General features: G+C 70.0%; 22 protein-coding genes. 14 read left to right on the forward strand and 8 right to left on the reverse strand.

The window, feature by feature from the left end; translation table 11 throughout:
• The first annotated feature begins 88 nt into the window (after positions 1 to 88).
• Positions 89 to 802 carry a TetR/AcrR family transcriptional regulator gene (locus tag ACFVMC_RS15860; protein WP_379210819.1) on the forward strand — a complete coding sequence of 238 codons (714 nt, stop codon included), beginning with the start codon at positions 89 to 91 and terminating at the stop codon, positions 800 to 802.
• A 19-nt stretch (positions 803 to 821) separates the two neighbouring features.
• Positions 822 to 1,349, forward strand: coding sequence for a GNAT family N-acetyltransferase (locus tag ACFVMC_RS15865; protein ID WP_379210821.1), 528 nt, complete (start codon positions 822 to 824; stop codon positions 1,347 to 1,349).
• Between the two features lie 230 nt (positions 1,350 to 1,579).
• Here ACFVMC_RS15865 and ACFVMC_RS15870 read toward each other — a convergent pair whose 3' ends face one another.
• Positions 1,580 to 3,103, reverse strand: a complete 1,524-nt coding sequence (locus ACFVMC_RS15870; RefSeq protein WP_379210823.1) for a glycerol-3-phosphate dehydrogenase/oxidase — start codon at positions 3,101 to 3,103, stop codon at positions 1,580 to 1,582.
• 256 nt (positions 3,104 to 3,359) lie between these two features.
• Positions 3,360 to 3,953, reverse strand: a complete 594-nt coding sequence (locus ACFVMC_RS15875) for a TetR/AcrR family transcriptional regulator (RefSeq protein WP_379210824.1) — start codon at positions 3,951 to 3,953, stop codon at positions 3,360 to 3,362.
• Positions 3,954 to 4,073: 120 nt separating this feature from the next.
• Here ACFVMC_RS15875 and ACFVMC_RS15880 point away from each other — a divergent pair, with 120 nt between their 5' ends.
• Positions 4,074 to 5,648 (forward strand): FAD-binding oxidoreductase, encoded by a 1,575-nt coding sequence (locus tag ACFVMC_RS15880; RefSeq protein ID WP_379211521.1) that lies wholly within the window; start codon positions 4,074 to 4,076, stop codon positions 5,646 to 5,648.
• Complete coding sequence (locus tag ACFVMC_RS15885) at positions 5,648 to 6,598, forward strand: YegS/Rv2252/BmrU family lipid kinase (protein ID WP_379210826.1); 951 nt, start codon at positions 5,648 to 5,650, stop codon at positions 6,596 to 6,598. The genes ACFVMC_RS15880 and ACFVMC_RS15885 overlap by 1 nt, the downstream gene beginning before the upstream one ends.
• 105 nt (positions 6,599 to 6,703) lie before the next feature.
• Here the strand turns inward: ACFVMC_RS15885 and ACFVMC_RS15890 are convergent, their stop codons facing one another.
• Together ACFVMC_RS15890 and ACFVMC_RS15895 are read right to left on the reverse strand one after the other, a co-directional pair.
• The gene (locus ACFVMC_RS15890) at positions 6,704 to 7,408 is read right to left on the reverse strand and encodes an AAA family ATPase (protein WP_379210828.1); all 705 of its coding nucleotides are present in this window, start codon (positions 7,406 to 7,408) and stop codon (positions 6,704 to 6,706) included.
• A 129-nt stretch (positions 7,409 to 7,537) separates the two neighbouring features.
• The gene (locus ACFVMC_RS15895) at positions 7,538 to 8,131 is read right to left on the reverse strand and encodes a helix-turn-helix domain-containing protein (RefSeq protein WP_379210830.1); all 594 of its coding nucleotides are present in this window, start codon (positions 8,129 to 8,131) and stop codon (positions 7,538 to 7,540) included.
• A 60-nt stretch (positions 8,132 to 8,191) separates the two neighbouring features.
• Between ACFVMC_RS15895 and ACFVMC_RS15900 the strand changes: the two genes are divergently transcribed.
• The 10 genes from ACFVMC_RS15900 (at position 8,192) to proB (ending at position 21,459) form a co-directional block, all read left to right on the forward strand.
• A complete protein-coding gene (locus tag ACFVMC_RS15900) occupies positions 8,192 to 9,163 on the forward strand; it encodes an NAD(P)/FAD-dependent oxidoreductase (RefSeq protein WP_379210832.1) in 972 nt (323 codons plus the stop codon).
• Between the two features lie 160 nt (positions 9,164 to 9,323).
• Positions 9,324 to 11,996, forward strand: a complete 2,673-nt coding sequence (locus ACFVMC_RS15905; protein ID WP_379210834.1) for a valine--tRNA ligase — start codon at positions 9,324 to 9,326, stop codon at positions 11,994 to 11,996.
• Between the two features lie 101 nt (positions 11,997 to 12,097).
• The gene (locus ACFVMC_RS15910) at positions 12,098 to 13,471 is read left to right on the forward strand and encodes a bifunctional folylpolyglutamate synthase/dihydrofolate synthase (protein ID WP_379211522.1); all 1,374 of its coding nucleotides are present in this window, start codon (positions 12,098 to 12,100) and stop codon (positions 13,469 to 13,471) included.
• 78 nt (positions 13,472 to 13,549) lie between these two features.
• Complete coding sequence (locus tag ACFVMC_RS15915) at positions 13,550 to 13,891, forward strand: DUF4233 domain-containing protein (RefSeq protein WP_379211524.1); 342 nt, start codon at positions 13,550 to 13,552, stop codon at positions 13,889 to 13,891.
• A gap of 25 nt (positions 13,892 to 13,916) precedes the next feature.
• On the forward strand, positions 13,917 to 14,333 hold the full coding sequence (gene ndk, locus ACFVMC_RS15920) for a nucleoside-diphosphate kinase (RefSeq protein WP_379210836.1): 417 nt from the start codon (positions 13,917 to 13,919) through the stop codon (positions 14,331 to 14,333).
• Positions 14,334 to 14,782: 449 nt separating this feature from the next.
• Complete coding sequence (locus ACFVMC_RS15925) at positions 14,783 to 17,842, forward strand: translation initiation factor IF-2 N-terminal domain-containing protein (RefSeq protein WP_379210838.1); 3,060 nt, start codon at positions 14,783 to 14,785, stop codon at positions 17,840 to 17,842.
• Positions 17,843 to 18,054: 212 nt separating this feature from the next.
• Positions 18,055 to 18,366, forward strand: a complete 312-nt coding sequence (gene rplU, locus ACFVMC_RS15930) for a 50S ribosomal protein L21 (RefSeq protein ID WP_379210840.1) — start codon at positions 18,055 to 18,057, stop codon at positions 18,364 to 18,366.
• A 22-nt stretch (positions 18,367 to 18,388) separates the two neighbouring features.
• Complete coding sequence (gene rpmA, locus ACFVMC_RS15935) at positions 18,389 to 18,655, forward strand: 50S ribosomal protein L27 (RefSeq protein WP_379210842.1); 267 nt, start codon at positions 18,389 to 18,391, stop codon at positions 18,653 to 18,655.
• A 136-nt stretch (positions 18,656 to 18,791) separates the two neighbouring features.
• Positions 18,792 to 20,267: a GTPase ObgE gene (obgE, locus tag ACFVMC_RS15940; RefSeq protein WP_379210844.1), complete on the forward strand. Its 1,476-nt coding sequence runs from the start codon at positions 18,792 to 18,794 to the stop codon at positions 20,265 to 20,267.
• Between the two features lie 112 nt (positions 20,268 to 20,379).
• Positions 20,380 to 21,459: a glutamate 5-kinase gene (gene proB, locus ACFVMC_RS15945; protein WP_379211526.1), complete on the forward strand. Its 1,080-nt coding sequence runs from the start codon at positions 20,380 to 20,382 to the stop codon at positions 21,457 to 21,459.
• Between the two features lie 111 nt (positions 21,460 to 21,570).
• On the opposite strand, the gene ACFVMC_RS15950 is transcribed toward proB, so the two are convergent.
• The 4 genes from ACFVMC_RS15950 to ACFVMC_RS15965 form a co-directional block, all read right to left on the reverse strand.
• On the reverse strand, positions 21,571 to 21,888 hold the full coding sequence (locus ACFVMC_RS15950; RefSeq protein ID WP_379210846.1) for a hypothetical protein: 318 nt from the start codon (positions 21,886 to 21,888) through the stop codon (positions 21,571 to 21,573).
• A 17-nt stretch (positions 21,889 to 21,905) separates the two neighbouring features.
• Positions 21,906 to 23,096, reverse strand: a complete 1,191-nt coding sequence (locus ACFVMC_RS15955) for a hypothetical protein (RefSeq protein ID WP_379210848.1) — start codon at positions 23,094 to 23,096, stop codon at positions 21,906 to 21,908.
• Positions 23,093 to 23,464: a hypothetical protein gene (locus tag ACFVMC_RS15960; RefSeq protein ID WP_379210850.1), complete on the reverse strand. Its 372-nt coding sequence runs from the start codon at positions 23,462 to 23,464 to the stop codon at positions 23,093 to 23,095. Before ACFVMC_RS15960 ends, ACFVMC_RS15955 begins: the two co-directional genes overlap by 4 nt.
• A 73-nt stretch (positions 23,465 to 23,537) precedes the next feature.
• Entirely contained in the window at positions 23,538 to 24,248 is a 711-nt protein-coding gene (locus ACFVMC_RS15965) for an ESX secretion-associated protein EspG (protein WP_379210852.1), read from the reverse strand.
• Between the last annotated feature and the right edge of the window lie 39 nt (positions 24,249 to 24,287).

Consider the following 24,287-nt stretch of genomic DNA (forward strand, 5'->3'; position numbering starts at 1 on the left):
ATCGTTACGAACAGTGTTCGTCAGCGACGGTAGGTCCGGAACGATGTTCGTGTCAAACGCTGTTCGTCCAGGGCGTAGGCTCGCGGCCATGCGTGCACCCGTCAGCCGCCGGGCCCGACCGGCGAAAGCGCCGCTCAGCCGGGATGTGATCATCGAGACCGGACTGCGCGTCCTGGACCGGGAAGGGCTCGCGGCACTCACCATGCGCCGCGTCGCCCAGGAACTCGACACCGGAGCGGCCTCGCTCTACGTCTACGTCGCCAACCGCGACGACCTGATGACCGCCATGCTCGACCACGTACTCGGCACCGTGCCCGACCCAACCCCTGCCGACCGGCCCGCCGCCAAGGGCGCCGTGAAAACCGGAACCGGCGACGGCAATTGGCGAGAACAGCTGGACGCGCTGGTCGACGCGTCGGTGGCGGTGATGAGCCGGCACGAGGGACTCGCGCTGGTCGCGCTGGGCGCGATACCGACCAGCCCGAACGCACTGGCGCTGCTCGAACGCATGCTGACGCTGCTCGACGAGGCCGGGCTGGATGCGCGCACCCGGGCGTGGGCCGTCGACCTGCTGTACCTCTACATCACCGCGCAGGCCGCCGAGCAGAGCGCCTACCGCGTCAAAGGCGGTGACGTCGAGGGCACGGTCGCCGCGGCGCAGCAGGTGATCGACGCGCTCCCCGCGGACCGGTACCCGATGATCACCGGACTGCGCGAACAGATGCTCACCGGCGGTGACGCCCGCGAGGTGTGGGCGCTGCGCGTCCTGATCAACGGCATCCTCGCGACACCGGCCCGCTGAATCCGTGCCAGGATCGGGCATGCGAATGATCAGGCAGGCCACCGAATCCGACCTGCCGGAACTCCAGGAGATCGAGCGGGCCGCGGGGAAACCGTTCGCGGACATCGGAATGGACGCCGTCGCCGACGACGATCCACCCACGCTGGACACGCTGCGCGAGTTCCAGCTCGCGGGCCGCGCCTGGGTCCGCCCCGACGACACCGACCGCCCCATCGGCTACCTGGTACTGGGCCTGGTCGACGGCAGCGCCCACATCGATCAGGTGTCGGTGCAGCCGCGCTACCGTGGCCGGCGCATCGGCAAGGCGCTCATCGACCACGCTGTCACCTGGGCGAAGAACCAAGGACTGCAAACCATCACCCTCACCACCTTCATCGAGGTCCCCTGGAACGGCCCCTACTACCAGCGGCTAGGCTTCCACTACCTCACCCCCGCCGACGAAACCCCGGGCCTGCGCGCCCTGCGCGCCGCCGAATCCGCGCACGGCCTGGACCACTGGCCCCGCGCCTGCATGCGCGCCGACCTGGCCACCTGGACCTTCGGCTGACCGAGCTCTGTAGAGAGCCATCGAGTCGGCGATCAGGACACGGGACCCCTCGAGCTCACAGCGCTTTCCGTGACTCCGGCAGTGCTTTCGCTCATGCGATGTCGCGTGCGGGCATGTGAGGCCGGCGGCGGGGTAGTCGACTACGGCTGCGGTGCCTGTAGTCGAGTTCGGTTGTGGTGCTGGTGGTTGGGTTGGGGGATGGTGGCCGGGTTGGGGGACGGCGATCGGGTTCAGGGGGTGGCGGCCGCGGCGGCGGGGTAGGCGGCGGTGCGGTCTTCGGGGATGAGGCCGATGCGGGTGCGGCGGTCGAGCAGGTCGTCGGGGGTGAGGGCGGCCTCGTGGGTGACGGCGAAGGTGAATTCGGCTGCGGTGACGTCGATTCCGGGGGCGACCGGGGAGGCGGGGCCGGCGGCGAGGACGAGGGGGGCTTCGCTGCCGTAGCGGTCGACCAGGAGCGGGGGTGCGGTGATGCGATCGCGGGCGGTGCCGGAGACCGCGCCTACCAAGGGGATTCGGTGGGTGCGGCAGGGGGTGGCGGGCAGGTGGCGGGCGGTGACGGCGGCGTCGACCGCGTCCTGCGCCATGCGGCGGTAGGTGGTGAGTTTGCCGCCGACGATGGTGATGATGCCGTTGGGGGAGTGCAGGACGGCATGTCGGCGGGAGATGTCGGCGGTGCTGCCGCTGCTCGTTTTCAGCAGGGGACGAAGTCCCGCGTAGGAACCGCGAATATCGTTGCGGGTCAACGGTTCACGCAGGGCCGTGTTGATGGTGTCGAGCAGGAAATCGATCTCGGAGTCGGTGGGTTTCGGCTCGTCGGGGACCGGGCCGGGCGCGTCCTCGTCGGTGAGACCGAGATAGACGCGCCCGTGCGCGGCGGGGAACGCGAAGACGAAACGGCTGGTGGAGCCGGGAACCGGGACGGTGAGCGCGGCGGAGAGCCCGCCGAACGCCGCGGCGTCGAAGACCAGGTGGGTGCCGCGGCTGGGCCGCAACTCGATGCTCGGATCGACCTGATCGGCCCACACGCCGGTGGCATTCAGCACGGCGCGCGGCCGTACCTGGACGGTCTCACCGGTGAGGGTATCCCGCAAGGTCGCCGAATCACCCTGCACATCAAGGGCTTCCACGCGGGTGAGCACGGTGGCGCCGTGCCCGGCAGCGGTGCGCGCGAGCGCGACCACCAGGCGGGCGTCGTCGACGAGCTGTCCATCCCAGGCTTGTAATCCGCCGCGCAGCCCAGCGCGCCGGACGGTCGGCGCCAGCCGGAGCGCCTCGGCGCTCGCGATGTGCCGGGATCGAGGTAGCATCGCGGCCGGGGTTCCGGCGCTGCGCCGCAACACATCTCCGGCCACGAACCCGGTGCGGATCAGCGCGCGCTGCGCCGATCCGATGCCGGGCAACAGCGGCACCACCTGCGGCAGCGGCCGCACCAGATGCGGCGCGGTGGTCCGCAGCAGAATGCCGCGCTCGACCGCGCTCTCGTGCGCGATCCCGACCTGCCCGCTGGCCAGATATCGCAACCCGCCATGCACCAGCTTCGAACTCCACCGGCTGGTGCCGAACGCCAGATCCTGCCGTTCCACCAGCACTGTCCGCAGGCCCCGCGCGGCCGCATCCAATGCCGCCCCGGCCCCGGTGACACCGCCACCGATCACCAGCAGATCGATCCCGCCCGAATCGCCGAGCTCCCGCAGCTCCCGAGCCCGTCGCGCGGCGTTCAACGCGGTATCTCCCGGCATCGAATTCCTCGTCATCACAGTGCCTTTCCAATACCGGGCGACGACTCCACCGCAAGGCGAATCGCTGCATATGTAGTGACTTCGCAGTACAACTGGCGACTCCGCCGGCGTGAACGCGCGTGTGAAGTCACGTTTGACTGGGTGTTGTGGTGAGCAGGTGTGTGTTGTGCCCGTGTCGCGACTTCACAGGGCGGTTGGTGGCTCCGCCGGTGTGAACGCATGTGTGTTCGTCGCGTGTGGGTGTGGGCTGTGGTGGACTGCGGTGTGGGGGTCATGGGGTGGGGCGGAGGTAGCCGTCGACGGCGTGGGCCAGTTCGGTGTCCAGGGCGGTGTCGGGGAGGAGGGGAGAGACGGTGCCCGCCGATTGGACGGCGGATTGCGAGATCAGCAGGAGCATGGTGGCGAGGTGCTCGGGTGGGCCGGGGCGGATGGAGCCGTCATCCTGGCCCGCGCGGATTCCGGCGGCGAACAGGTCGATCAGGGTGCGCTGGTTGCGGCCCAGGCGGCCGAAGACGTAGGTGAGCATCAGGTCGGTGTCGGTGCGGAAGATCTTGCCGAACAACGGGTTCGAACGGATGCGGGCGGCACCGGCCACGATGCCCTCGACCAGCCGGGTGCGGCCGGGCCCCGCCTCGGGCATGGCGGAGGCGAGAATGGTGCGCAGCTCACGCACCAGCAGCTCGGCCACCAGGGCTCCGGTATCGGGCCAGCGCCGGTAGACGGTGGGCCGGCTGACACCGGCGCGCCGGGCCACCTCGGTGAGCGTGGTGCGGCGGACGCCGAATTCCTCGACGCACGCGCGCGCGGCATCGAAGATCGCCAGGTCGATGGCGGGCAGTTCGGGTTCGGTGCCGGGCTCGGGCATGTTCCTCCTCGTTACTGCTTGACACTCTATGTCAAACTGTAACGCATGGTCGATACGCAGCGCATCGAAGCGGAGTCCGAACCCGTCGAAAACCCGGGCGGGCCGACGGCGGCGGCGAGTATGGTGTGGGACGCCTGGGGTGTCCCGGCCGGACAGCAACCACTCTCGGAGCAGATCCGAGGCCTGCTGGCGCAGGTGTTCGGAGTATCCGGAACCCCGACGGCGCGCCGCGATGAGGGCGACGTGCCCCTCCGCGAGTCGGTCCTGACTCCGGCGCAGCGGAGCGGGTTGGTCGCGGTGGTCGGCGCGGCCCACGTCTCGACCGACCATCACGATCGCCTGCTGCGCGCGGGCGGCAAGAGCACACCCGACCTGCTGCGCCGCCGCGCCGATGGTCCACAGGATGCCCCCGACGCGGTGGTGTTCCCCGCCGACCACGACGAGGTGCTCGCGGTTCTGGAGTACTGCGCCAGCCACGAGATCGCGGTCGTCCCGTTCGGCGGCGGCACCAGCGTGGTCGGCGGCGTCGATCCGGTCCGGGGGCGCTTCGCGACCGTGCTCGCGCTCGATCTGCGCCGCCTGAACGCGGTGACCGGCATCGATCCGATCAGCGGCACCGCCACGCTCGGCGCCGGGCTCACCGGCCCGCAGGCCGAGGAACTGCTCGGCGCGCACGGACTCTCGCTCGGGCACTTCCCGCAGAGCTTCGAGTTCGCCAGCATCGGCGGCTTCGCTGCCACTCGCTCCTCGGGTCAGGCCTCGGCGGGCTACGGCCGCTTCGACGACATGGTGCAGCGCCTGAAGGTCGCCACGCCCCTGGGGACTTTGGATCTGGGCCGCGCCCCCGCCTCGGCCGCCGGACCGGATCTGCGGGAACTCTTCGTCGGCTCGGAGGGCACGCTCGGCATCATCACCGAGGTCACCCTGCGCGTGCATCCCAAGCCGGAAACCATCGGCTACCAGGCCTGGTCGTTCCCCGACTTCGCCACCGGCGCCGCGGCGCTACGTGGTGTGGTGCAGGCCGGGGCCGCCCCGACCGTGCTGCGACTGTCCGACGAGGCCGAGACCGGACTCAATCTGGCTCGCTCGGGTGATATCGGCGGTCGGCCCGTCACCGGATGCCTGGCCATCACCACCTTCGAGGGCAGCGCCGCCCACGTCGCGGCCCGCAGCGCGGAGGCGAGTGCCCTGCTGACCGCGGCCGGTGGTACGGCGCTGGGCGAGACCCCGGCCCAGGAGTGGGAGCACGGCCGCTTCAAGGCTCCGTACATGCGTGACGCGCTGCTCGACGTAGGTGTGCTGTGCGAAACCCTGGAGACCGCGACCACCTGGTCCGGCCTGCCCGCGCTGAAGGCGAAGGTGACTGCGGCACTGACGGATTCGCTCGGCGCGCAGGGCACCCCGGCGCTGGTGATGTGCCATATCTCGCACACCTACCCGACCGGCGCCTCGCTCTACTTCACCGTGGTCGCCAAGCAACTCGGCGACCCGCTCGCGCAATGGGCCATCGCGAAGCAGGCCGCGGGTGACGCCATCGTCGCGGCGGGTGGCACCATCACCCACCATCACGCCGTCGGCACCGATCACCGCCAGTGGATCCCGAACGAGGTCGGCGATCTCGGCCTGCGCGTATTGCGAGCGGTGAAAAAGGAACTGGACCCCGCGGGCATCCTCAACCCTGGGAAGCTGCTCTGATGACATCGGCGGTACCCCTCACCTCGGCCCTGGTCGTCACCAACCGGCTCTCCGGGCTCGGCAAGGGCCACGACGCGGCCACGGCGGCGATCACCCGGCTCGCCGAGCGCGGTGTCGAGATCACCGAGATCCGCGCTCCGTCGGCGGCGGAATCCGTTCGCCTGGTGCGTGATTCGCTGGACGCGCCGGATACCCGCCCCGGCGCCGTGATCTGCGTCGGCGGCGACGGCCTCATGAATGTCATGCTGGAAGCCGTTGCGCGGACCGGTGTTCCGCTCGGCCTGATACCCAGCGGCACCGGCAACGACCTGGCCCGCGCACTGGGCATTCCCACCGACGACCCGATGGCCGCCGCCGACCTCGCGGCCGCGGGTAAGACCAGGGTGCTGGATCTGGGCCGGATCGAGGCGGCGGGCGCGGACCCGATGTGGTTCGCGACCGTCACCGGCACCGGGTTCGATGCGCGAGTCACCTTGCGCGCCAATCGGATGCGCTGGCCCAAGGGGCCGCTGCGTTACTCCTTCGCGGCGCTGGCCGAACTCGCCACCGGGCTGTCGGTGCCGTATCGGATCGAGCTGTCCGGCGTCGCGCCCGGTGCGCTCGACAATCCGGCGGGCGACACCGTGATCGAGACCGACGCGGTGCTGGCCGCGATCGGCAATACCCGCACCTACGGCGGCGGCATGCTCGTGTGCCCCGACGCCGAACCCGACGACGGGCTGCTGGACATCACGGTGGTCGGCGCGGTACCGCGGACCGAAATGCTGAAACTGCTGCCGGCGCTGTCGGCGGGCAAGCGCATCGACCACCCGGCGGTGACCAAATATCGGGTCGCTGCCGTCACCTTGACGGCCGCGGGCGCACCGGCCACGGCCGACGGCGAGCCCGCGGGCACGCTGCCGATCACGTTGCGCGCCGTCCCGGGCGCGCTGACGGTGCTGGTGCCCTGAGCCCTGGACCGGCACCGAGAAGTGGTGCGAGCTGATGGCCATGTGGTGCCGCATGGAGAGGCGGTGGGCCGGCGCGCGGTCGGCGGGCCGAATTCGGTGGTCCGCTCAGCGGCCGAAGGCGACGCGGCCGAGTCGATTGAGGGTGCTCCGATCGACGAGCACCGCCGAGCGCGCCGAGCGGACCGGGGAGCGCGGGGCCTCGGCTGTCATCCGGCCGGCCAGCCGGGCCCAGCGACGGCAGTGCACGGTGAAGAAGAAGCCGTTGACCCGCCGCCCGCGGGCGTACTGCCCGGCCCGGGCCACGGTCGGCGGGACGTCGAGCATGACCAGGTGCAGTTCGCGTCCGTAGGCCGCCGACCAGCGCGCGATCAGGCGCCGCGCCCAACCGTAGGTGGCGCAGTCGTGGATCACCACCGGGCCGCGCGCGTCCCGCAGCGCCGCGCGGATCCCGGCATAGTGCGCCACGTGCACGACCGGCCGCCACAGCGGGTAGGGGAGCCAGCCGAGCTTGTGCCGCAAGCGATTTCGGGTGTGCTGCGAATCCAGGACCAGTGAGCCGCCCGGGCCGCGCGGCGGCGCCTCCAATTCGGCGGTCGCCCCGAAGAACATCCGCAGCGCGGTGCTCTTGCCCGCCCCGGGCACGCCCGCGAAGACCAGCGCCGACGTCGCCGGGTAACGCAATTCGTCGAGCGCGGCGCCGCGCAGATCGTGGATCGCGTCCGGCGCCAGGGCGGGCGCGTATCGGTACCCGGGATCAGGGTAGTGCGGCTCCGGGGAATACACCGGCAGAGCGTCGAGCGGGGGGTTCACCCTTCCCAGCGTTCACCAGTCCGCCACGGTTCGGCAACCGGGAAAACCCTGAATTTCCACCGGAATTGCACCGCCGGACACCCATTTACCGGCTGGACCAGCCGGTTTGCCGGACCGATGTGGATGCGATCACGGTGTGGATCGGCTCTTCGGCCGGGCCCGGACGTGCATGCGCTCGCCCTGACTGCCGAACAGGCTGAGGATCTCCACCGGCCCGCGCCCGGTGCTGCCGAACCAATGTGGTTGGCGCGTATCGAATTCCGCGGTTTCGCCGGGTCCGAGGATCAGATCGTGCTCGGCCAGGATCAGCCGCAATCGCCCCGACAGCACATACAGCCATTCATGGCCGTCGTGCACCCGCGGATCGGGTTCGCAGCGATCCGCCGGAATGATCATCTTGTAGGCCTGTAGCGGCCCGGGTTGCCTGGTCAACGGCATCACGGTGGTGCCGTTGACCTTTCGTGCGGTGGGGTGCACGCGCGGGTCGGCGATGGTGGGGGCGGCGACCAGTTCGTCCAGCGGCACCCCCAGGGCCAGCGCCACCGGCAGCAGCAACTCCAGACTGGCCTTGCGCTGCCCGGATTCCAGCCGGGACAGCGTGCTCTTGGAAATGCCCGTGCTCGCCGCGAGGGCGGTCAGGGTCATGTCGCGGCGAGTGCGCAGCGCCTTGACGCGCGGCCCGATTCCGGCCAGCGTGCCCGCGATCTCCGGTTGCCTGTCCATCGCTCCAGTGCACCTCCGATTCCCGGAAATGGCAACATCCGTTGCTGATGTCGCCGTTCGATGGCAGCCTCGTTCGCGGAGGTGATCGTCGAAATGAACGACGCGTATGACGTAGTGATCGTGGGTGGCGGAGCGGCGGGACTGTCGGCGGCACTGGTGCTGACCAGAGCGCGGCGGCGGGTGGCCGTGGTGCGCGGCGGCGCGCCGCGCAACGCGCCCGCCGAGCACATGCACGGATTCCTGTCGCGGGACGGAATGCCGCCCGGCGACCTGGTGACGGCGGGCGCGGCCGAGGTGGCCGGATACGGCGGGGAACTGCTCGACGACGAGGTGATCGACGCCGAAAGCGACACCGGCGCAGACGGATTCCTCGTCACACTGGCGGGCGGGCGGGTGCTGCGCGCCCGGCGCATCCTGATCGCCACGGGGCTGCGCGACGTCCTGCCCGAGGTGCCCGGCGTGCGGGAACGCTGGGGCCAGGATGTGCTGCACTGCCCGTACTGCCACGGCTACGAGGTTCGCGACCAGCCGCTGGGCGTGCTCGGCGGCACCGACCCGGGCGCGATCGCGCGGGCGGTGCACGTCACCCTGCTGCTCGGGCAATGGTCCCCGGACGTGACTCTGTTCGCGAACGGGATGACGCTGACCGAGGACGACCGGGCCCGGTTCGCGGCGCGGGGCGTGCGGGTCGTCGAGGGCGAGGTGGCCCGGCTGGTCGTCGACGGCGGATTGCGCGGTGTGGAACTCGCCGACGGGCGGGCCGTCGGGCGTGCCGCGATCTTCGTCACGCCGGAATTCGTCGGCAACGACGGCCTGTTGACCGCGCTGGGCTGCGAGTTCGACGACACCGGCTGGGTGCGCGCCGATCGCACCGGGCGCACCAGCGTGCCCGGTGTCTGGGCGGCGGGCAATGTGGTCGACCCGGCCGCGCAGGTGATCGTGGCCGCGGGCGCTGGATCGGCGGCCGCCATGGCGATCAACGGTGACCTGGTGGCCGAGGACACCCGGCTGCGGGTCGACGCGAGAAGCTGAGAATTGCTTATGGATTCGGGGCCTGGCCTCGGATCGCCGGTAAGCTCGCAGAGGTAGGCGCGGTCTTCGGTGTCCCTCATCCACCGAAGACCGCGCCTTCTGTATGTCCGGCGGAGGGCTGGCGGCGATCGGCCCCGGTGCCGACGACTAGAATGCCTGCGTGACCAGCGCAGCCTCTGATAAGCCGAATCGTGCCGACGCCCTCCCCAAGAGCTGGGACCCCAGCCAGGTAGAGAGTGCGATGTACGAGCGCTGGGTAGCGGCTGGTTATTTCGCCGCCGATCCGGCCAGCGGCAAGCCGCCGTACTCGATCGTGCTGCCGCCGCCGAACGTCACCGGCAGCCTGCACATGGGCCACGCCCTGGACCACACGCTGATGGACACACTCTCGCGCCGCAAGCGCATGCAGGGCTACGAGGTGCTGTGGCTGCCCGGCATGGACCACGCGGGCATCGCGACCCAGACCGTGGTGGAGAAGCGGCTCGCCGTCGACGGCAAGACCAAAGAGGACTTCGGCCGCGAACTGTTCATCGACAAGGTCTGGGACTGGAAGCGCGAATCCGGCGGCCAGATCCAGGGCCAGATGCGCCGCCTCGGTGACGGCGTCGACTGGAGCCGCGACCGCTTCACCATGGACGACGGGCTCTCCCGCGCCGTGCAGACCATCTTCAAACGGCTCTACGACGCGGGCCTGATCTATCGTGCCGAACGCCTGGTGAACTGGTCGCCGGTGCTGAAGACCGGCATCTCCGATCTCGAGGTCGACTACAAGGACGTCGACGGCGAACTCGTCTCGCTGCGCTACGGCTCGCTCGACGACGCCGAACCGCACGTCATCGTGGCGACCACCCGGGTGGAGACCATGCTCGGCGACACCGCCGTGGCCGTGCACCCCGACGACGAGCGCTACCGCGGCCTCGTCGGCACCACGCTCTATCACCCGATCACCGGCCGCCAGATCCCGATCGTCGCCGACGACTACGTTGACCCCGAATTCGGTTCCGGCGCGGTGAAGATCACCCCCGCGCACGACCCCAACGACTTCGAACTCGGCCTGCGGCACAACCTGCCGATGCCCACCATCATGGACGAGACCGGCAAGATCGCCGGCAGCGGAACCGAATTCGACGGCATGGACCGTTTCGAGGCGCGCGAGAAGATCCGGCTGCGGCTCGAGGCCGAGGGCCGCGTGGTCGGGCGCAAGTTCCCGTACACGCACAGCGTCGGCCACTCCGAGCGCTCCGGCGAGCCGATCGAACCGCGGCTGTCCATGCAGTGGTGGGTCAAGGTGGAATCGCTGGCCAAGGCCGCGGGCGACGCGGTCCGCAACGGCGACGTCAAGATCCACCCGGCCAGCCAGGAACCGCGCTGGTTCGAGTGGGTCGACAACATGCACGACTGGTGCATCTCGCGTCAGCTGTGGTGGGGCCACCGCATCCCGATCTGGTACGGCCCGGAGGGCGAGATCGTCTGCGTCGGCCCCGACGAGACGGCCCCCGAGGGCTTCGTGCAGGACCCGGACGTGCTCGACACCTGGTTCTCCTCGGGCCTGTGGCCCTTCTCCACCATGGGCTGGCCCGACGCCACACCGGAACTGGCGAAGTTCTATCCCACCAGCGTGCTGGTCACCGGTTACGACATCCTGTTCTTCTGGGTGGCCCGGATGATGATGTTCGGCATGTTCGTCTCCGACGATCCCGTGCTCACCGCCGGGAAGACGGACAAGCAGGTGCCGTTCCGGGATGTGTTCCTGCACGGCCTGATCCGCGACCAGTTCGGCAAGAAGATGTCCAAGTCGCGCGGCAACGGCATCGACCCGCTGGACTGGATCAGCGAATACGGCGCCGACGCGACCCGCTTCACCCTGGCTCGCGGCGCACAGCCGGGCGGCGACCTCTCGGTCGGCACCCCGCACGTCACCGCCTCGCGCAGCTTCATCACCAAGCTGTTCAACGCCACCAAGTTCGCGCTCATGAACGGCGCCGAGCCGGGCGAGCTGCCCGCCCGCGACACCCTGACCGACGCCGACCGCTGGATCCTGGACCGGCTCGACGAGGTCATCGTCGAGACCGACGCCACCCTGGACCGCTACGAGTTCAACAAGGCGTTCGAGGGCCTGTACCACTTCGCCTGGGACGAAATGTGCGACTGGTACCTGGAATTGGCGAAGGTGCAGTTCACCGCCTCCGAACAGCGGGCGGCCAGCACCCGGGTCGTGCTCGGCACGGTGCTGGATTCGCTGCTGCGCCTGCTGCATCCGGCCATACCGTTCGTCACCGAATCGCTGTGGCAGGCGCTGACCGGCGGCGAATCCATCGTGATCGCCAGCTGGCCCACCGTTTCCGGGGCGGCCGCCGACGCGGTCGCCGACCGCCGCATCGCCGACACCCAGCGCCTGATCACCGAGATCCGCCGCTTCCGCAGCGACCAGGGCCTGGCCGACAAGCAGAAGGTGGCGGCCAAGCTGATCGGGCTCGACGCCGCCGACCTGTCCGCGCAGCAGGACGCGGTGACGAACCTGGCCCGGCTGACCGAACCGGAAGCGGACTTCGCGGCCACCGCGTCACTGGAGGTCCGGCTCGGCACGGGCACCGTCACCGTCGAACTCGACACCTCCGACAGTATCGACCTCGACGCCGAACGTCGCCGCCTGGCCAAGGATCTGGCCGCCGCCGAGAAGGAGCTGGCCCAGACCACCGCCAAACTGGGCAACGAGGCCTTCCTGGCCAAGGCGCCGGAGAACGTCGTCGACAAGATCAAGGGCCGCCGCGATGTCGCCGCCGGCGAGGTCGACCGGATCACCGCGCGCCTGGCCGAACTGGAGGGCAAGTGACCGACGGCGAGGGCCACGACTACGACGACAACCCCGAACCCGAGCGGCGGTTCGCCGACGCGCGCCTGGACGCGGGGCCGTCGCCGGTCGACCTGGCCGAAATGGCGCTGGTGGAGGCCGAACTCGACCAGCGCTGGCCGGAGACCAAGATCGAGCCGTCGCTCACCCGGATCGCCACCCTGATGGACCTGCTCGGCTCGCCGCAGCAGAGCTACCCGGCCATCCACATCGCCGGCACCAACGGCAAGACCTCGGTCACCCGCATGATCGACGCGCTGCTCAGCGCGCTGCATCGGCGCACCGGCCGGATCATCAGCCCGCACCTGCAATTGGCGACGGAGCGGATCAGCGTCGACAACCAGCCGATCACCCCGGCGAAATACGTGGAGACCTTCCGCGAACTCGAGCCCTACATCGAGATGATCGACAAGCAGTCCACCGACGCGGGCGGCCCGCGGATGAGCAAGTTCGAAGTGCTCACCGGCATGGCGTTCGCCGCGTTCGCCGAAGCGCCGGTCGACGTGGCGGTGGTGGAAACCGGCCTGGGCGGTACCTGGGACGCCACCAACGTGATCGACGGCCAGGTCGCGGTGATCACCCCGATCGGGCTGGACCACACCGACTATCTCGGGTCCGATCTCGCCGCCATCGCCGGGGAGAAGGCGGGCATCATCAAGCGGGCCCCGGCCGACCTGCTGGTCCCGCGCGACACCGTCGCGGTGATCGCCGAGCAGGATCCCGCGGCCATGGAGGTGCTGTTGCGCCGGGCCGTCGAGGTCGACGCGGCCGTGGCACGCGAGGGCGCGGAGTTCCGGGTACTGGCCCGCCGGATCGCGGTCGGCGGCCAGCAACTCGAACTCCAGGGCCTCGGCGGTGTCTACGACGAGATCTTCCTGCCGCTGCACGGCGAGCACCAGGCCCGCAACGCCGTGCTCGCGCTGGCCGCCGTCGAGGCGTTCTTCGGCGCGGGCAAAGACCGTCAGCTCGATCTCGAGGCGGTGCGCGCGGGCTTCGCGAGCGTGGCAAGCCCCGGCCGGATGGAGCGGATGCGCAACGCGCCCACCATCTTCATCGACGCCGCGCACAATCCGCACGGCGCGCAGGCCCTCGCCGCGACACTCACCGCGGAGTTCGATTTCCGCAAGCTCGTCGGCGTGGTCGCGGTCCTGGCCGACAAGGACGCCGCGGGCATCCTGGACGCGCTGGAACCGGTCTTCGACGAGATCGTCGTCACCACCAACGGCTCACCGCGCGCGCTGGACGTCGACAGCCTCGCCAACCTCGCGGTGCAGCGATTCGGCGACGAACGCGTCGTCACCGCCGACAGTCTGCCCGACGCCCTGGAGACCGCCATCGCGATCGCCGAGGAAGCGGGCGAGGCGGGGGAGATGGTCTCCGGCGCGGGCGTCGTGGTGACCGGTTCGGTCGTGACCGCGGGCGCGGCCCGCTCCCTGTTCGGAAAGAACCCAGCGTAAAGGTGTTTCGCAGTGAGTGAAGCCGAGAAAGCCGTACCGGAACCCGCCACCGATCCGTGGAAGGGATTCCGCGGTGTCATGGCGGGCACGCTGATCCTCGAGGCCATCGTGGTGTTGCTGGCGCTGCCCGTGCTCGGCGCGGTGGGCGGCGGGGTGACCTGGGTATCGGGCACCTACTGCGTGGTGCTGGCCGTGCTGATGATCCTGGGCGCCGGCGTGCAGGGCCGATCCTGGGCCATGCCGTTCAATCTCGGACTGCAGGTGCTGGTGCTGCTCGGGGTGTTCTTCCATCCCTCGATCGGCGTGATCGGCGTGCTGTTCGCGGTGGTCTGGGGCTTCATCCTGATCCTGCGCAACGATGTGCGCCGCCGGATCGAGGCGGGTTTGCTGCCGAGCCAGCGCACGCAGCGCTCGGCCTAGTCCACCCGCCCATTATGCTGTCGCCGTGACTGAACAGACGTTGGTACTCGTCAAGCCGGACGGCGTTGCGCGCGGCTTGACCGGTGAGATCCTCGCCCGGATCGAGCGCAAGGGCCTCAAGATCGTGGCGCTCGAGCAGAAGAACGTGTCCGATGAGGTAGCCAAGGCGCACTACGCCGAACACGCCGAGAAGCCGTTCTTCGGCTCGCTGATCGAGTTCATCACTTCCGGCCCGGTGGTCGCGGCCGTCCTCGAGGGCCCGCGCGCCATCGCCGCGTTCCGTCAGATCGCCGGCGGCACCGACCCCGTCGAAAAGGCCGTCCCCGGCAGCATCCGCGGCGACTTCGGCCTGGAAACCCAGTACAACCTGGTGCACGGCTCCGATTCCCCCGAATCCGCCAAGCGGGAGATCACCCTCTGGTTCCCGGAATTCCCGGCCTGATTCATCCCGCGCATCGGGTGCGCTCCAGAGTCGCTGTCGGCGTGTTGGGTCTGCGCCGATGGCGAACGGGCGATGCTCGGTGTGGGATACTGGCAGTGGTTGCCACAGGCGCCGACTATTCGCGCAGGTACGCGAATTATCGGTGCCGGGTAACCGGATGACACCGCGGTTCGATGCCGATCATCGCTGCCACGGATGTCCACGCCCGAACGGGGCGGGGATGTTCGCGTCGGCATGCTGGATGAACGCTCACCCCGCGGAGTTCAGCCAACAGCCAGGCGCCGCGTAACCGGTGAGCCCGACCGACGAGAACCGTTGGCGGTCACCGGGCACGCGGTGCGAGACCACAGGACCTCACATCACCGATGTGAGGTGAACGGACAGCGCCCCCGCGTCGGCCGCGTTACTCCATACCGGGAGGGACGCGCCCGGGGGCCCGAGGAGACTTCGTGGCCGATCAAGAGCCGCTGGAAACAACATCACAGGATGCCGATCAATTGCCGGAGCGAATCCGAGTTCATGCGCTTGCCAAGCGGCTGGGAGTGACGAGCAAACGCATCCTGGCCAAACTCACCGAGTTGGGTTCCGACGCGCGTAGCGCGCAGTCGAATGTGGATCGGGCCGTCGCGGAGTCCGTGCGCGACGCGCTGGCCGCACCCGAGACCGAGACCCCCGCTCCCGATACCGGGGCCGCGCCGCCTGCCGTCGAGCCCGAGGCCGCGCCCGCGGCCGGAGCCGGACTGCTGTTCTCCGCGCCCGACGCACCGCACGGCGAACCGCACACCCCGTCGACCGAACCCGCGCACCAGCCGTCGATGCAGCTGTTCACCCATCCCGAACGGGACGAACCGCATGTCGTCGAACCGGTGGTGTTCGAGGCCGCCGCGTCGGTCGCCGCGCCGCTGTTCCTGCCGCCGGACGCGTCCGCGGTGGAGCAGGTGCGCAAGCAGCGCCGGTCCCGGCGCACCGAGGACACGCCACGCCGCGACGAAGAGCCGCCGGTGGAGACCGAGGAGGTCGAGGACGCCGGCGCCGAGGACGAGACCGATGCCGAGCAGAGCGGTGACGGCGACCAGCCGCGCCGCCGTCGGCGTGGCCGGCGCGGTCGCGGTCGCGGCCGGGGCGAGCAGCACGCCGAGGGAGAGGGCGAGGACGGCGACTCCGACGAGGAGAACACCGCCGCCGAGTCCGCCGACGGCGAATCCGCCGAGGCCGACACCGACAGCGACAGCGAGGACGACGAGTCGACCGGCGAGGGTTCGACCCGTCGCCGCCGGCGTCGCCGCCGCCGCAAGGTCGGTGGTGAGGGCGGTGAGAACGAGTCCGCCGACGACGATCCGCCGAACACCGTCGTGCACGAGCGCGAGCCGCGCAACAAGAGCCGCAGCCGCAATGTCGACGAGGTGCAGGGCATCACCGGCTCCACCCGGCTCGAGGCCAAGCGGCAGCGCCGGCGCGACGGCCGCGAGGCCGGTCGGCGTCGTCCGCCGATCCTGACCGAGTCGGAGTTCCTGGCCCGCCGCGAAGCGGTGGACCGGGTGATGGTGGTGCGCGAGAAGCACTTCGCCGGTGTCGGCGGCGCCGATCACCCGATCACCACCCAGGTCGCCGTCCTCGAGGACGACATCCTGGTCGAGCACTTCGTCACCAATACCGGTTCCGCGTCGATGGTGGGCAATGTCTATCTCGGCAAGGTGCAGAACGTGCTGCCCTCGATGGAGGCGGCGTTCGTCGACATCGGCCGCGGCCGCAACGGCGTGCTCTACGCCGGTGAGGTGAACTGGGAGGCCGCCGGGCTCGGCGGCAAGGAACGCAAGATCGAGCAGGCGCTCAAGCCCGGCGATCAGGTGCTGGTGCAGGTCTCCAAGGATCCGGTGGGGCACAAGGGCGCTCGCCTGACCACCCAGATCAGCCTGGCCGGACGCTTCCTGGTGTACGTGCCGGGCGGCACCTCCACCGGGATCAGCCGCAAGCTGCCCGACACCGAGCGCAAGCGGCTCAAGGAGATCCTGCGCGATATCGTTCCCGCCGACGCGGGCGTCATCATCCGCACCGCGTCCGAAGGCGTGGCCGAGGACGAGCTGGCGCGCGATGTGGAGCGGTTGCAGGCCACCTGGCGCACCATCGAGAAGGCCGCCGCCGACAAGGGGTCCGGCAGCCCCAAGACCCTGTACGAGGAGCCCGATCTCCTGGTCAAGGTCGTGCGCGATCTGTTCAACGAGGATTTCTCGCGGCTCGTCATCGAGGGTGAGCGGTCCTGGAAGACGGTGGAGAACTACGTGCGCACCGTCGCGCCGGACATGCTCGACCGGGTGCAGCGCCACGAGAACAACGGCGTGGACGTCTTCGGGACCTACCGGATCGACGAGCAGTTGGCCAAGGCGCTGGATCGCAAGGTGTGGTTGCCCTCGGGCGGCACCCTGGTGATCGACCGCACCGAGGCGATGACCGTGGTCGACGTCAACACCGGCAAGTTCACCGGCGCGGGCGGCTCCAACCTGGAGGAGACGGTCACCCGCAACAATCTGGAGGCGGCCGAGGAGATCGTGCGCCAGATGCGGCTGCGCGATATCGGCGGCATGATCGTCGTCGACTTCATCGACATGGTGCTCGAATCGAACCGGGATCTGGTGTTGCGCCGCCTGACCGAGGCGCTGGGCCGCGACCGCACCCGGCATCAGGTGTCCGAGGTGACCTCGCTGGGCCTGGTCCAGATGACGCGCAAGAAGCTGGGCACCGGTCTGGTGGAGGCCTTCTCGACGACCTGTGAGCACTGCCACGGTCGCGGCATCGTGGTGCACAACTATCCGGTGGAGCCGTCGGCCGCCGCCGAGGACGGTGCCGGTCGCAAGGAGCCGGGTTCGCGGCGTCGCCGCGGCCGGGACAAGGGTGCTGCCAATGCCGCACCGGCCGCCGCCGCACCGAGCGCCGCGCCGGTCGAGGAGGAGTCCGACGAGCAGATCGCGGTCAAGCGGGCCCATCCGGTGGCGCTGGCCATGGCCGCGCATCACGAGCACGACGAGGTGGAGGCCGACGAGGTCGTCGCCGTGACCGAGGAGGCCGTCGCGACGGTCGCCGAGGAGGCGGTGGCCGTCGCAGCGCCGGTCGAGCAGACCGCCGCCGAGCCGGTGGTGGAAGAGCGGCCGGTGCCGGAGCCGCCGGTTGCCGAGCAGCAGCCGGTCGAGGCGCAGCCCGCCCCCGAGCAGCAGCCGAAGGCGGCGGAATCCGCGAAGTGGGAGCCCGCTGCCGAGCCGAAGTCTGCCGGGGAACCGGTTGCCAACGGTGTGCCGGAGGTCCCGGCTACGCGTCCGTCCCGGCGCAGGCGGGTGGCTCGTTCGGCCGCCGCGCCCGCGGCCGACAGTTCGAGTGCGGTGTTCGTGCTCTCCAGCGCGGACGAACCGGCCGCCCCGGTCGCCGACTTCGCCGCGGATCCGGTGCCCGCCGAGCTGTTGCAGCGCAAGCCGCGACGACGGGCCGTCGGTCGACCGGCCGGACCGCCGGTCGAATAGGCCAGGGTTGCCAGCTGGCTGCCGGACCCGCGAATTGGGTCCGGCACCCCGGGTCTGGTAGCCTTGGTCGGTCGCTGCCTGGCGATGCGCGTGGCTGTTCGTCTCGACGAAACAGATGCCGCGCCCCGTGCAGCAACCAGCCAAGAAGTACTCGCGTCGCACCCTGCGGCGTGACCCAGCACGTACATCATTCGAGTGGAGGAAGCCGACCGATGGCAGCGTACGCAATCGTCAAGACCGGCGGAAAGCAGTACAAGGTCGCGGTCGGTGACCTGGTGAAGGTGGAGAAGATCGAGGGCGCGCCGGGCACTGCCGTGGCGCTGTCCCCGGTCCTCGTCGTCGACGGGTCCGAGCTGACCACCGACGCCGCGAAGCTGGCCAAGGTCTCCGTGGCCGCCGAGGTCGTCGAGCACACCAAGGGCCCGAAGATCCGCATCCACAAGTTCAAGAACAAGACCGGCTACCACAAGCGCCAGGGTCACCGTCAGCCGCTGACGGTCATCAAGGTCACCGGCATCAAGTAAGACATCCCGAGGAGAATCAGCTATGGCACACAAGAAGGGCGCGTCCAGCTCCCGGAACGGACGCGATTCCAACGCCCAGCGACTCGGCGTCAAGCGCTTCGGCGGTCAGACCGTCAACGCCGGCGAGATCCTGGTCCGTCAGCGCGGCACCCACTTCCACCCCGGCGTGAACGTCGGCCGTGGCGGTGACGACACCCTGTTCGCCCTCGCGGCGGGCGCGGTCCAGTTCGGCACCAAGCGTGGCCGCAAGACCGTCAACATCGTCGTCCCGGAGCCGGTGGAGGCCTGACCGCCTAGCCGTTCCGACGCAGACTGAAGCGGGTCAGGGTTGCATGCCCTGGCCCGCTTTGCTGTTCATATCACTGTTGTGTCCGCACTGCCTGTCCCTCAGGGGACGTTGAGCCAAGAGGAGGATGATTCGGCCTATGTCCAAATTCATCGACCGTGTCGTGCTTCATGTGCGTGCGGGCAAGGGTGGCCACGGCTGCGCCTCGGTGCACCGGGAGAAGTTCAAGCCGCTCGGCGGGCCGGACGGCGGCAACGGGGGCAATGGCGGCGACGTCATCCTCGAGGTCGACTCCAATGTGCACACGCTGCTGGACTTCCACTTCCACCCGCATGCCAAGGCCGGGAACGGCAAGCCCGGCGAGGGCGGCAATCGGGACGGCAAGCGCGGCGGTGAGCTCGTGCTGAAGGTGCCCGATGGCACCGTGGTGCTGGGTTCGGACGGTGAGGTGCTAGCGGACCTGGTCGGGCCCGGCAACCAGTTCATCGCGGCCCGCGGCGGGCGCGGCGGCCTCGGCAACGCCTCGCTGGCCTCCAAGGCGCGCAAGGCGCCCGGTTTCGCGCTGCTCGGGGAGGACGGCGAGGAACTCGATGTCGTGCTCGAGCTGAAGTCGCTCGCCGATGTCGGTCTGGTCGGGTTCCCGTCGGCCGGTAAGTCCTCGCTGGTCTCGGTGCTCTCGGAAGCCAAGCCGAAGATCGCGGACTATCCGTTCACCACGCTGGTGCCGAATCTGGGTGTGGTGCAGAGCGGTGACACCACCTTCGTCATCGCCGACGTGCCGGGTCTGATTCCGGGCGCCAGCGAGGGCCGCGGCCTGGGCCTGGATTTCCTGCGCCATCTGGAACGCTGCGCGGTGCTCGCCCATGTCGTCGACTGTGCGACGCTGGAGCCGGGCCGGGATCCGGTGTCCGATGTCGACGCGCTGGAAGCCGAACTCGCCGCCTACAAATCCGAGCTGGCCGCCGATACCGGTCTCGGTGATCTGGCCGACCGGCCGCGCGTGGTCATCCTGAACAAGACCGATGTGCCGGACGCGGCCGAACTGGCCGAGATGGTCACTCCCGAGTTCACCGCGCGCGGCTGGCCGGTGTTCGAGATCTCCGCGGTGACGCGACAGGGCTTGCGGCCCTTGACTTTCGCGCTCGCCGATATGGTGCGCGAGTACCGCGAGGCGCATCCCAAGGCCGCGCCGAAGCGGCAGGTGATCCGTCCGATCGCGGTCGACGCCTCCGGGTTCAGCGTGATCGCGGATCCGCAGGAGCCGGGCGGTTTCATCGTGCGCGGGACCCAGCCCGAACGCTGGGTGCGCCAGACCCAGTTCGACAACGACGAGGCGGTCGGCTACCTGGCCGACCGGCTGGCTCGCCTCGGTGTCGAGGACGCACTGGTCAAGCAGGGCGCGGAGCCGGGCTGCCCGGTCACCATCGGCGATGTCACCTTCGAGTGGGAGCCGCAGATCTCCGCGGGTGTGGAGATCGTGCCGACCGGGCGCGGCACCGATATCCGGTTGGAGCACAACGACCGGATCAGCGCCTCGGAACGCAAGCACGCCTCGCGGGTGCGGCGTGGCCTGGTGGACGAGGACGGCAACGAGATCAAACGGGACACGAAGTAGTTCACGGCGCTCGGCGTCGGTCCTGCTGTAAGGGAGTTCGATTGTGACGCAGGTGAATTCGGAGTTCTCCGCGGCCGTCTCGCCCGCCGGACTCAGCCCGGCTCGCCATGCGATCGCCTCGGCGCGCAGTGTGGTGGTCAAGATCGGGTCCTCGGCGCTGACCAGCCTGGAAGGCGGCCTGGACACCGAGCGGCTGGATCGCCTCGCCGACGCGGTGGAGGCGCGGATGCGCGCGGGCTCCGATGTGGTGGTGGTGTCCTCCGGCGCGATCGGTGCGGGGCTGGCTCCGCTCGGATTATCCAGTCGCCCAAGGGATCTGGCGACCAAGCAGGCGGCGGCGAGCGTGGGTCAGCTGGCGCTGGCGCATGCCTGGGGCACCTCGTTCGCGCGCTACGGCCGCACGGTCGGTCAGGTGCTGCTGGTCGCCGACGATTTCGCCCGCCGGGAACATCACCGCAACGCGCAGCGCACCCTGGACCGGCTGCGGTCGCTCGGCGCGGTCGCGGTGGTGAACGAGAACGACACCGTCGCCACCGAGGAGATCCGGTTCGGCGACAACGATCGGCTGGCCGCGCTGGTCGCTCATCTGGTCGGCGCGGACGCGCTGGTGCTGCTGTCGGATGTCGAAGGGCTCTATGACGGCGATCCGCGCAAGGGTGCGGCCAGTTTCATCCCCGAGGTGCGCGGCAGTGCCGACCTCGACGGCGTAATCGCCGGTAGCGGTGGGGCTTTGGGTACCGGCGGGATGGCGTCGAAGTTGTCCGCGGCGCGCCTCGCCGCCGACGCGGGGGTGCCGGTGCTGCTCGCCGCCGCCGCCGAAGCCGATGTGGCGTTGACGGCGGGCACGGTCGGCACCGCGTTCGCGGCTCGTCCGGGTCGGCTGTCGGCCCGCAAGTTCTGGGTGCGGCACGCCGCGGACAGCCGCGGGGCGCTGCTCTTGGACGACGGTGCGGTGCGTGCGGTCGCCGAGCGGCGCGGGTCGCTGCTGGCGGCGGGGATCACCGGGGTGCGCGGCCAGTTCTCCGGCGGCGATGTCGTGGATCTGGTCGCCGCCGACGATCGGATCGTCGCGCGCGGCGTGGTGGAGTACGACAGCGCCGAACTGGCCACCATGCTCGGTCGTTCCACCCATGATCTCCCGGAAACCATGCGCCGCCCGGTCATTCACGCCGACGATCTGGTCGGCCTCTGAGATCAGCGGGCAGCCGCAGGATTTGGTCGGCGCCTCCGATCAGCCGGGGTGGTCCGGAGGAATTTATCGCCGACCGAGGTCAGTCGCCAGGTGGTCGGGTGCGGTCGGCGATCAGCGGGTGGGCCGCAGCGGGGCGCGGTGCAGTACCTCGACGTACATGATCCGATCGTCGACCACGTCGAGCGCGAGCATGCCGTCGGTCGACCGCAGCGGCACGCAGCGGTGGCCGGGCCCGTACGGTTCGCCCTCAGGATGCGGCGCGGTGCGCAGGCTCTGACAGAAATCGTCACGGCAGGTGCATTCGCCGACCAGCGGCAGTTCCCCGATGCTGGTCGCGAGCCGGTGTTCGCCCGCGGCCTGTAGCAGTTCGACCAATTCGTCGGCCAGATTCGGGTAGACCTCGGCGACCAGCGGAGCATCCTTCGTCATGTCGCTGCTCTCCTGGCTCATGGGAAAAGACCTGGTTGATTGGCTGTGGGCGTCGGCTGGTTCGGGTCCGCCGGGATGGGGCCGGTGACACCGGGCTGCCCACCGGGATCGGGAAGGGCGGGAGCCGGAACCGGGGCGGCATCGGGGATCTGGTTCGGGGGACCTGGCTGCGGTTCGGGGGTGGCGGGTGCGGGCTGCGGGGGCGGAGCCGGGGTTGTCGGTTCCGGTGCGGGTGATACGGGGGCCGGTTGCGGTGTCGGCGAGCTCGGTTCGGGCTGCGGCGCCGGTGTGTTGGGCTCCGGCTGCGGCGTGGGTGGAGCAGGCTGGGGTGCGGTCGGGCTCGGCTCCGGTTGTGGTGCGGGCGAATTCGGCTGCGGCGCGGGTGCACTGGGCTCCGGCTGCGGCGTGGGTGGAGCAGGCTGGGGTGCGGTCGGGCTCGGCTCCGGCTGGCTCGGCTGGGGTGTCGATGGTTCCGGTTCCGGATTCGGCTGCGGCGTCGATGGAGTCGGTTCCGGAGACGGTTGCGGTGTCGACGGGGCGGGCTGGGGTTCGGACGGCGTCGGGTCGGGCTGGGCGGGTTCCGGATCCGGAGTGGCGTCCGACGGTGGAAGGTACTGTGGCGGATCATAATCCGGCTCCGGGGTCACCGTGGGCCGATCCGTCAGCCCCGGGATCACCGGCGGTGCGGGCAGCGCGGGCACGCCGGTCCCCGCCAGGCTGTAGGCCGGTTTGTACACCATGTTCATCGCGAGCACGGCTTCCTGCCGCAGCGCCTCCTGCGCCAGCTGCGCGCTGATCACATTGGCTGCCTCGAGCAGCCGCGCGATCGCGCCGACCGGCCCGGAACCACCGGGCGGCACCACCGCGACCTTGACCGCTTCCGCGGCTGCGGCGAGCCCGCCGAGCCGGGCGCCGACCTGGCCCAGAATCCCGCTGAGTTCATCGACGGAGGCGGCGAAGCTGCGCGTGCTGGCGTAGGCTGCCTCGGCGGCCGCGCCCTCCCAGGCCATGGAGTTCATGACCCGGTCGGCGCTGGCGCGGGTGAGCGGGAAAGCGGTGGCCAGGGTGCCGGCGGCTTCCAGCCAGGTGACCGAGGCGCGCGCGATCTCGGCGGCGTCGATCTGCTGGGTGCCCGCGTAGATCTGCTCGTGGGTCATGGACTCGAAATGTTCCATGGAGGTGATGTAGTTCGGGTCGCTGCCACTCATGCCATGCTCGCTTCCAGCGCGCGCAGGGCGGCGGCGTTCGCGGCGTCGGCTTCGTCGTAGAGTCCGGCGCTGGTCAGGAACGCGGCCTGCATGGCGTAGGCGGCCTCGATGTAGCTGTCCAGCAGGGCGGCGGCCTCGCGCGCCTTGGCGCCGAATCCGGCCTGTAGCTCGCGGGCGGAGTGGAAACCGCCGTAGCCCGGCAGGTCGGCGACGGCTTCGAGTCGCTGCTTGAGGTGCACCAGCCGATCCGCTTCGTGCTGATACATTTCCGCGCAGCGCCGGGCCGCCGCGGGATCGAACTTGACGGTGCCCGCCTGCGCCTGCTGCTGGAACGTGGCGATATCGGCTCGGCTGGTCTCGATCGTCATACGCACCCCTGCTAACTCTCGGTCGGACCCAGACTAGCCGCAAGCACCCGCGCTTAGCCAAGCATCGAGGTGCTCACCGCAGCTGGACCGGAATGCGTTTCTGGAGTTGGCCCGCGAGCTGTTCGGCGGAGGCGGGCACGATGTGCACGGTGTCGCCCGCCTTGATCAGATACCGGCCGTCGCCGCGCACATCGATCCAGGTGTAGTGAATCGGCGGGGTGGGTTCGTCGCGGTCCAGCCGCGGTTCGATCCGGATATGTCCTTCGGCGCTATGGGGTTTGAGCAGCAGTTTGCGGATCGGGCTCGCGCCCGGGTGCGGCGTGGCCGATTCGGCGTCGCGGACGGCGCTGGCGGCGGCGGCCCGGGACGGCTCGTGTCCGGCGGGCGTTTTCGGCAGCCGCGCCGCGATCCGGGTGCCGATCTTGTCGCTGCGGCCGATCGAGATGTGCACGCGCCCACCGAAATCCGCGCGGGTACCGGGTTCCTGGACGGCGAGTACGGCGCGGTCGTAGACCACGCAGGCGAGCAGGCGCAGTTCGGTGCCGGGCGTGTGACCGCCGCCGATGGCCACGATCCGGGTGTGCGGTGCGGCGAGGATGCGCAGGCAGGCGGACAGGTCCGGGTCGCCGCCGCGGGGCAGCCGCTGTTCCAGGCGCAGCCGGAGCTGGTGCGCGGCGTCCTCGGTGCGCGGCGTCTCCAGGATGCGTAACGGATACGGGTGCCGATCCAGTTCGGTCTCGCGCCACAGGTGGGCGAACTCGTCCGGAGTGAATGTCCAACCCACGCCCGAATCACTCCTCACAAACCCCCGCATGACTGGTGG

This window comes from Nocardia sp. NPDC127579 (assembly GCF_042672005.1).
Lineage (GTDB): Bacteria > Actinomycetota > Actinomycetes > Mycobacteriales > Mycobacteriaceae > Nocardia.

Bases quoted from the DNA above. Each gene is read 5' to 3' on its own strand.
- ACFVMC_RS15860 (WP_379210819.1), top strand. From the start codon at position 89: ATGCGTGCACCCGTCAGCCGCCGGGCCCGACCGGCGAAAGCGCCGCTC.
- ACFVMC_RS15865 (WP_379210821.1), top strand. From the start codon at position 822: ATGCGAATGATCAGGCAGGCCACCGAATCCGACCTGCCGGAACTCCAG.
- ACFVMC_RS15870 (WP_379210823.1), bottom strand. From the start codon at position 3,103: ATGACGAGGAATTCGATGCCGGGAGATACCGCGTTGAACGCCGCGCGA.
- ACFVMC_RS15875 (WP_379210824.1), bottom strand. From the start codon at position 3,953: ATGCCCGAGCCCGGCACCGAACCCGAACTGCCCGCCATCGACCTGGCG.
- ACFVMC_RS15880 (WP_379211521.1), top strand. From the start codon at position 4,074: ATGGTGTGGGACGCCTGGGGTGTCCCGGCCGGACAGCAACCACTCTCG.
- ACFVMC_RS15885 (WP_379210826.1), top strand. From the start codon at position 5,648: ATGACATCGGCGGTACCCCTCACCTCGGCCCTGGTCGTCACCAACCGG.
- ACFVMC_RS15895 (WP_379210830.1), bottom strand. From the start codon at position 8,131: ATGGACAGGCAACCGGAGATCGCGGGCACGCTGGCCGGAATCGGGCCG.
- ACFVMC_RS15900 (WP_379210832.1), top strand. From the start codon at position 8,192: ATGGCAGCCTCGTTCGCGGAGGTGATCGTCGAAATGAACGACGCGTAT.
- ACFVMC_RS15910 (WP_379211522.1), top strand. From the start codon at position 12,098: ATGGCGCTGGTGGAGGCCGAACTCGACCAGCGCTGGCCGGAGACCAAG.
- ACFVMC_RS15915 (WP_379211524.1), top strand. From the start codon at position 13,550: ATGGCGGGCACGCTGATCCTCGAGGCCATCGTGGTGTTGCTGGCGCTG.
- rplU (WP_379210840.1), top strand. From the start codon at position 18,055: ATGGCAGCGTACGCAATCGTCAAGACCGGCGGAAAGCAGTACAAGGTC.
- rpmA (WP_379210842.1), top strand. From the start codon at position 18,389: ATGGCACACAAGAAGGGCGCGTCCAGCTCCCGGAACGGACGCGATTCC.
- obgE (WP_379210844.1), top strand. From the start codon at position 18,792: ATGTCCAAATTCATCGACCGTGTCGTGCTTCATGTGCGTGCGGGCAAG.
- ACFVMC_RS15950 (WP_379210846.1), bottom strand. From the start codon at position 21,888: ATGACGAAGGATGCTCCGCTGGTCGCCGAGGTCTACCCGAATCTGGCC.
- ACFVMC_RS15955 (WP_379210848.1), bottom strand. From the start codon at position 23,096: ATGAGTGGCAGCGACCCGAACTACATCACCTCCATGGAACATTTCGAG.
- ACFVMC_RS15960 (WP_379210850.1), bottom strand. From the start codon at position 23,464: ATGACGATCGAGACCAGCCGAGCCGATATCGCCACGTTCCAGCAGCAG.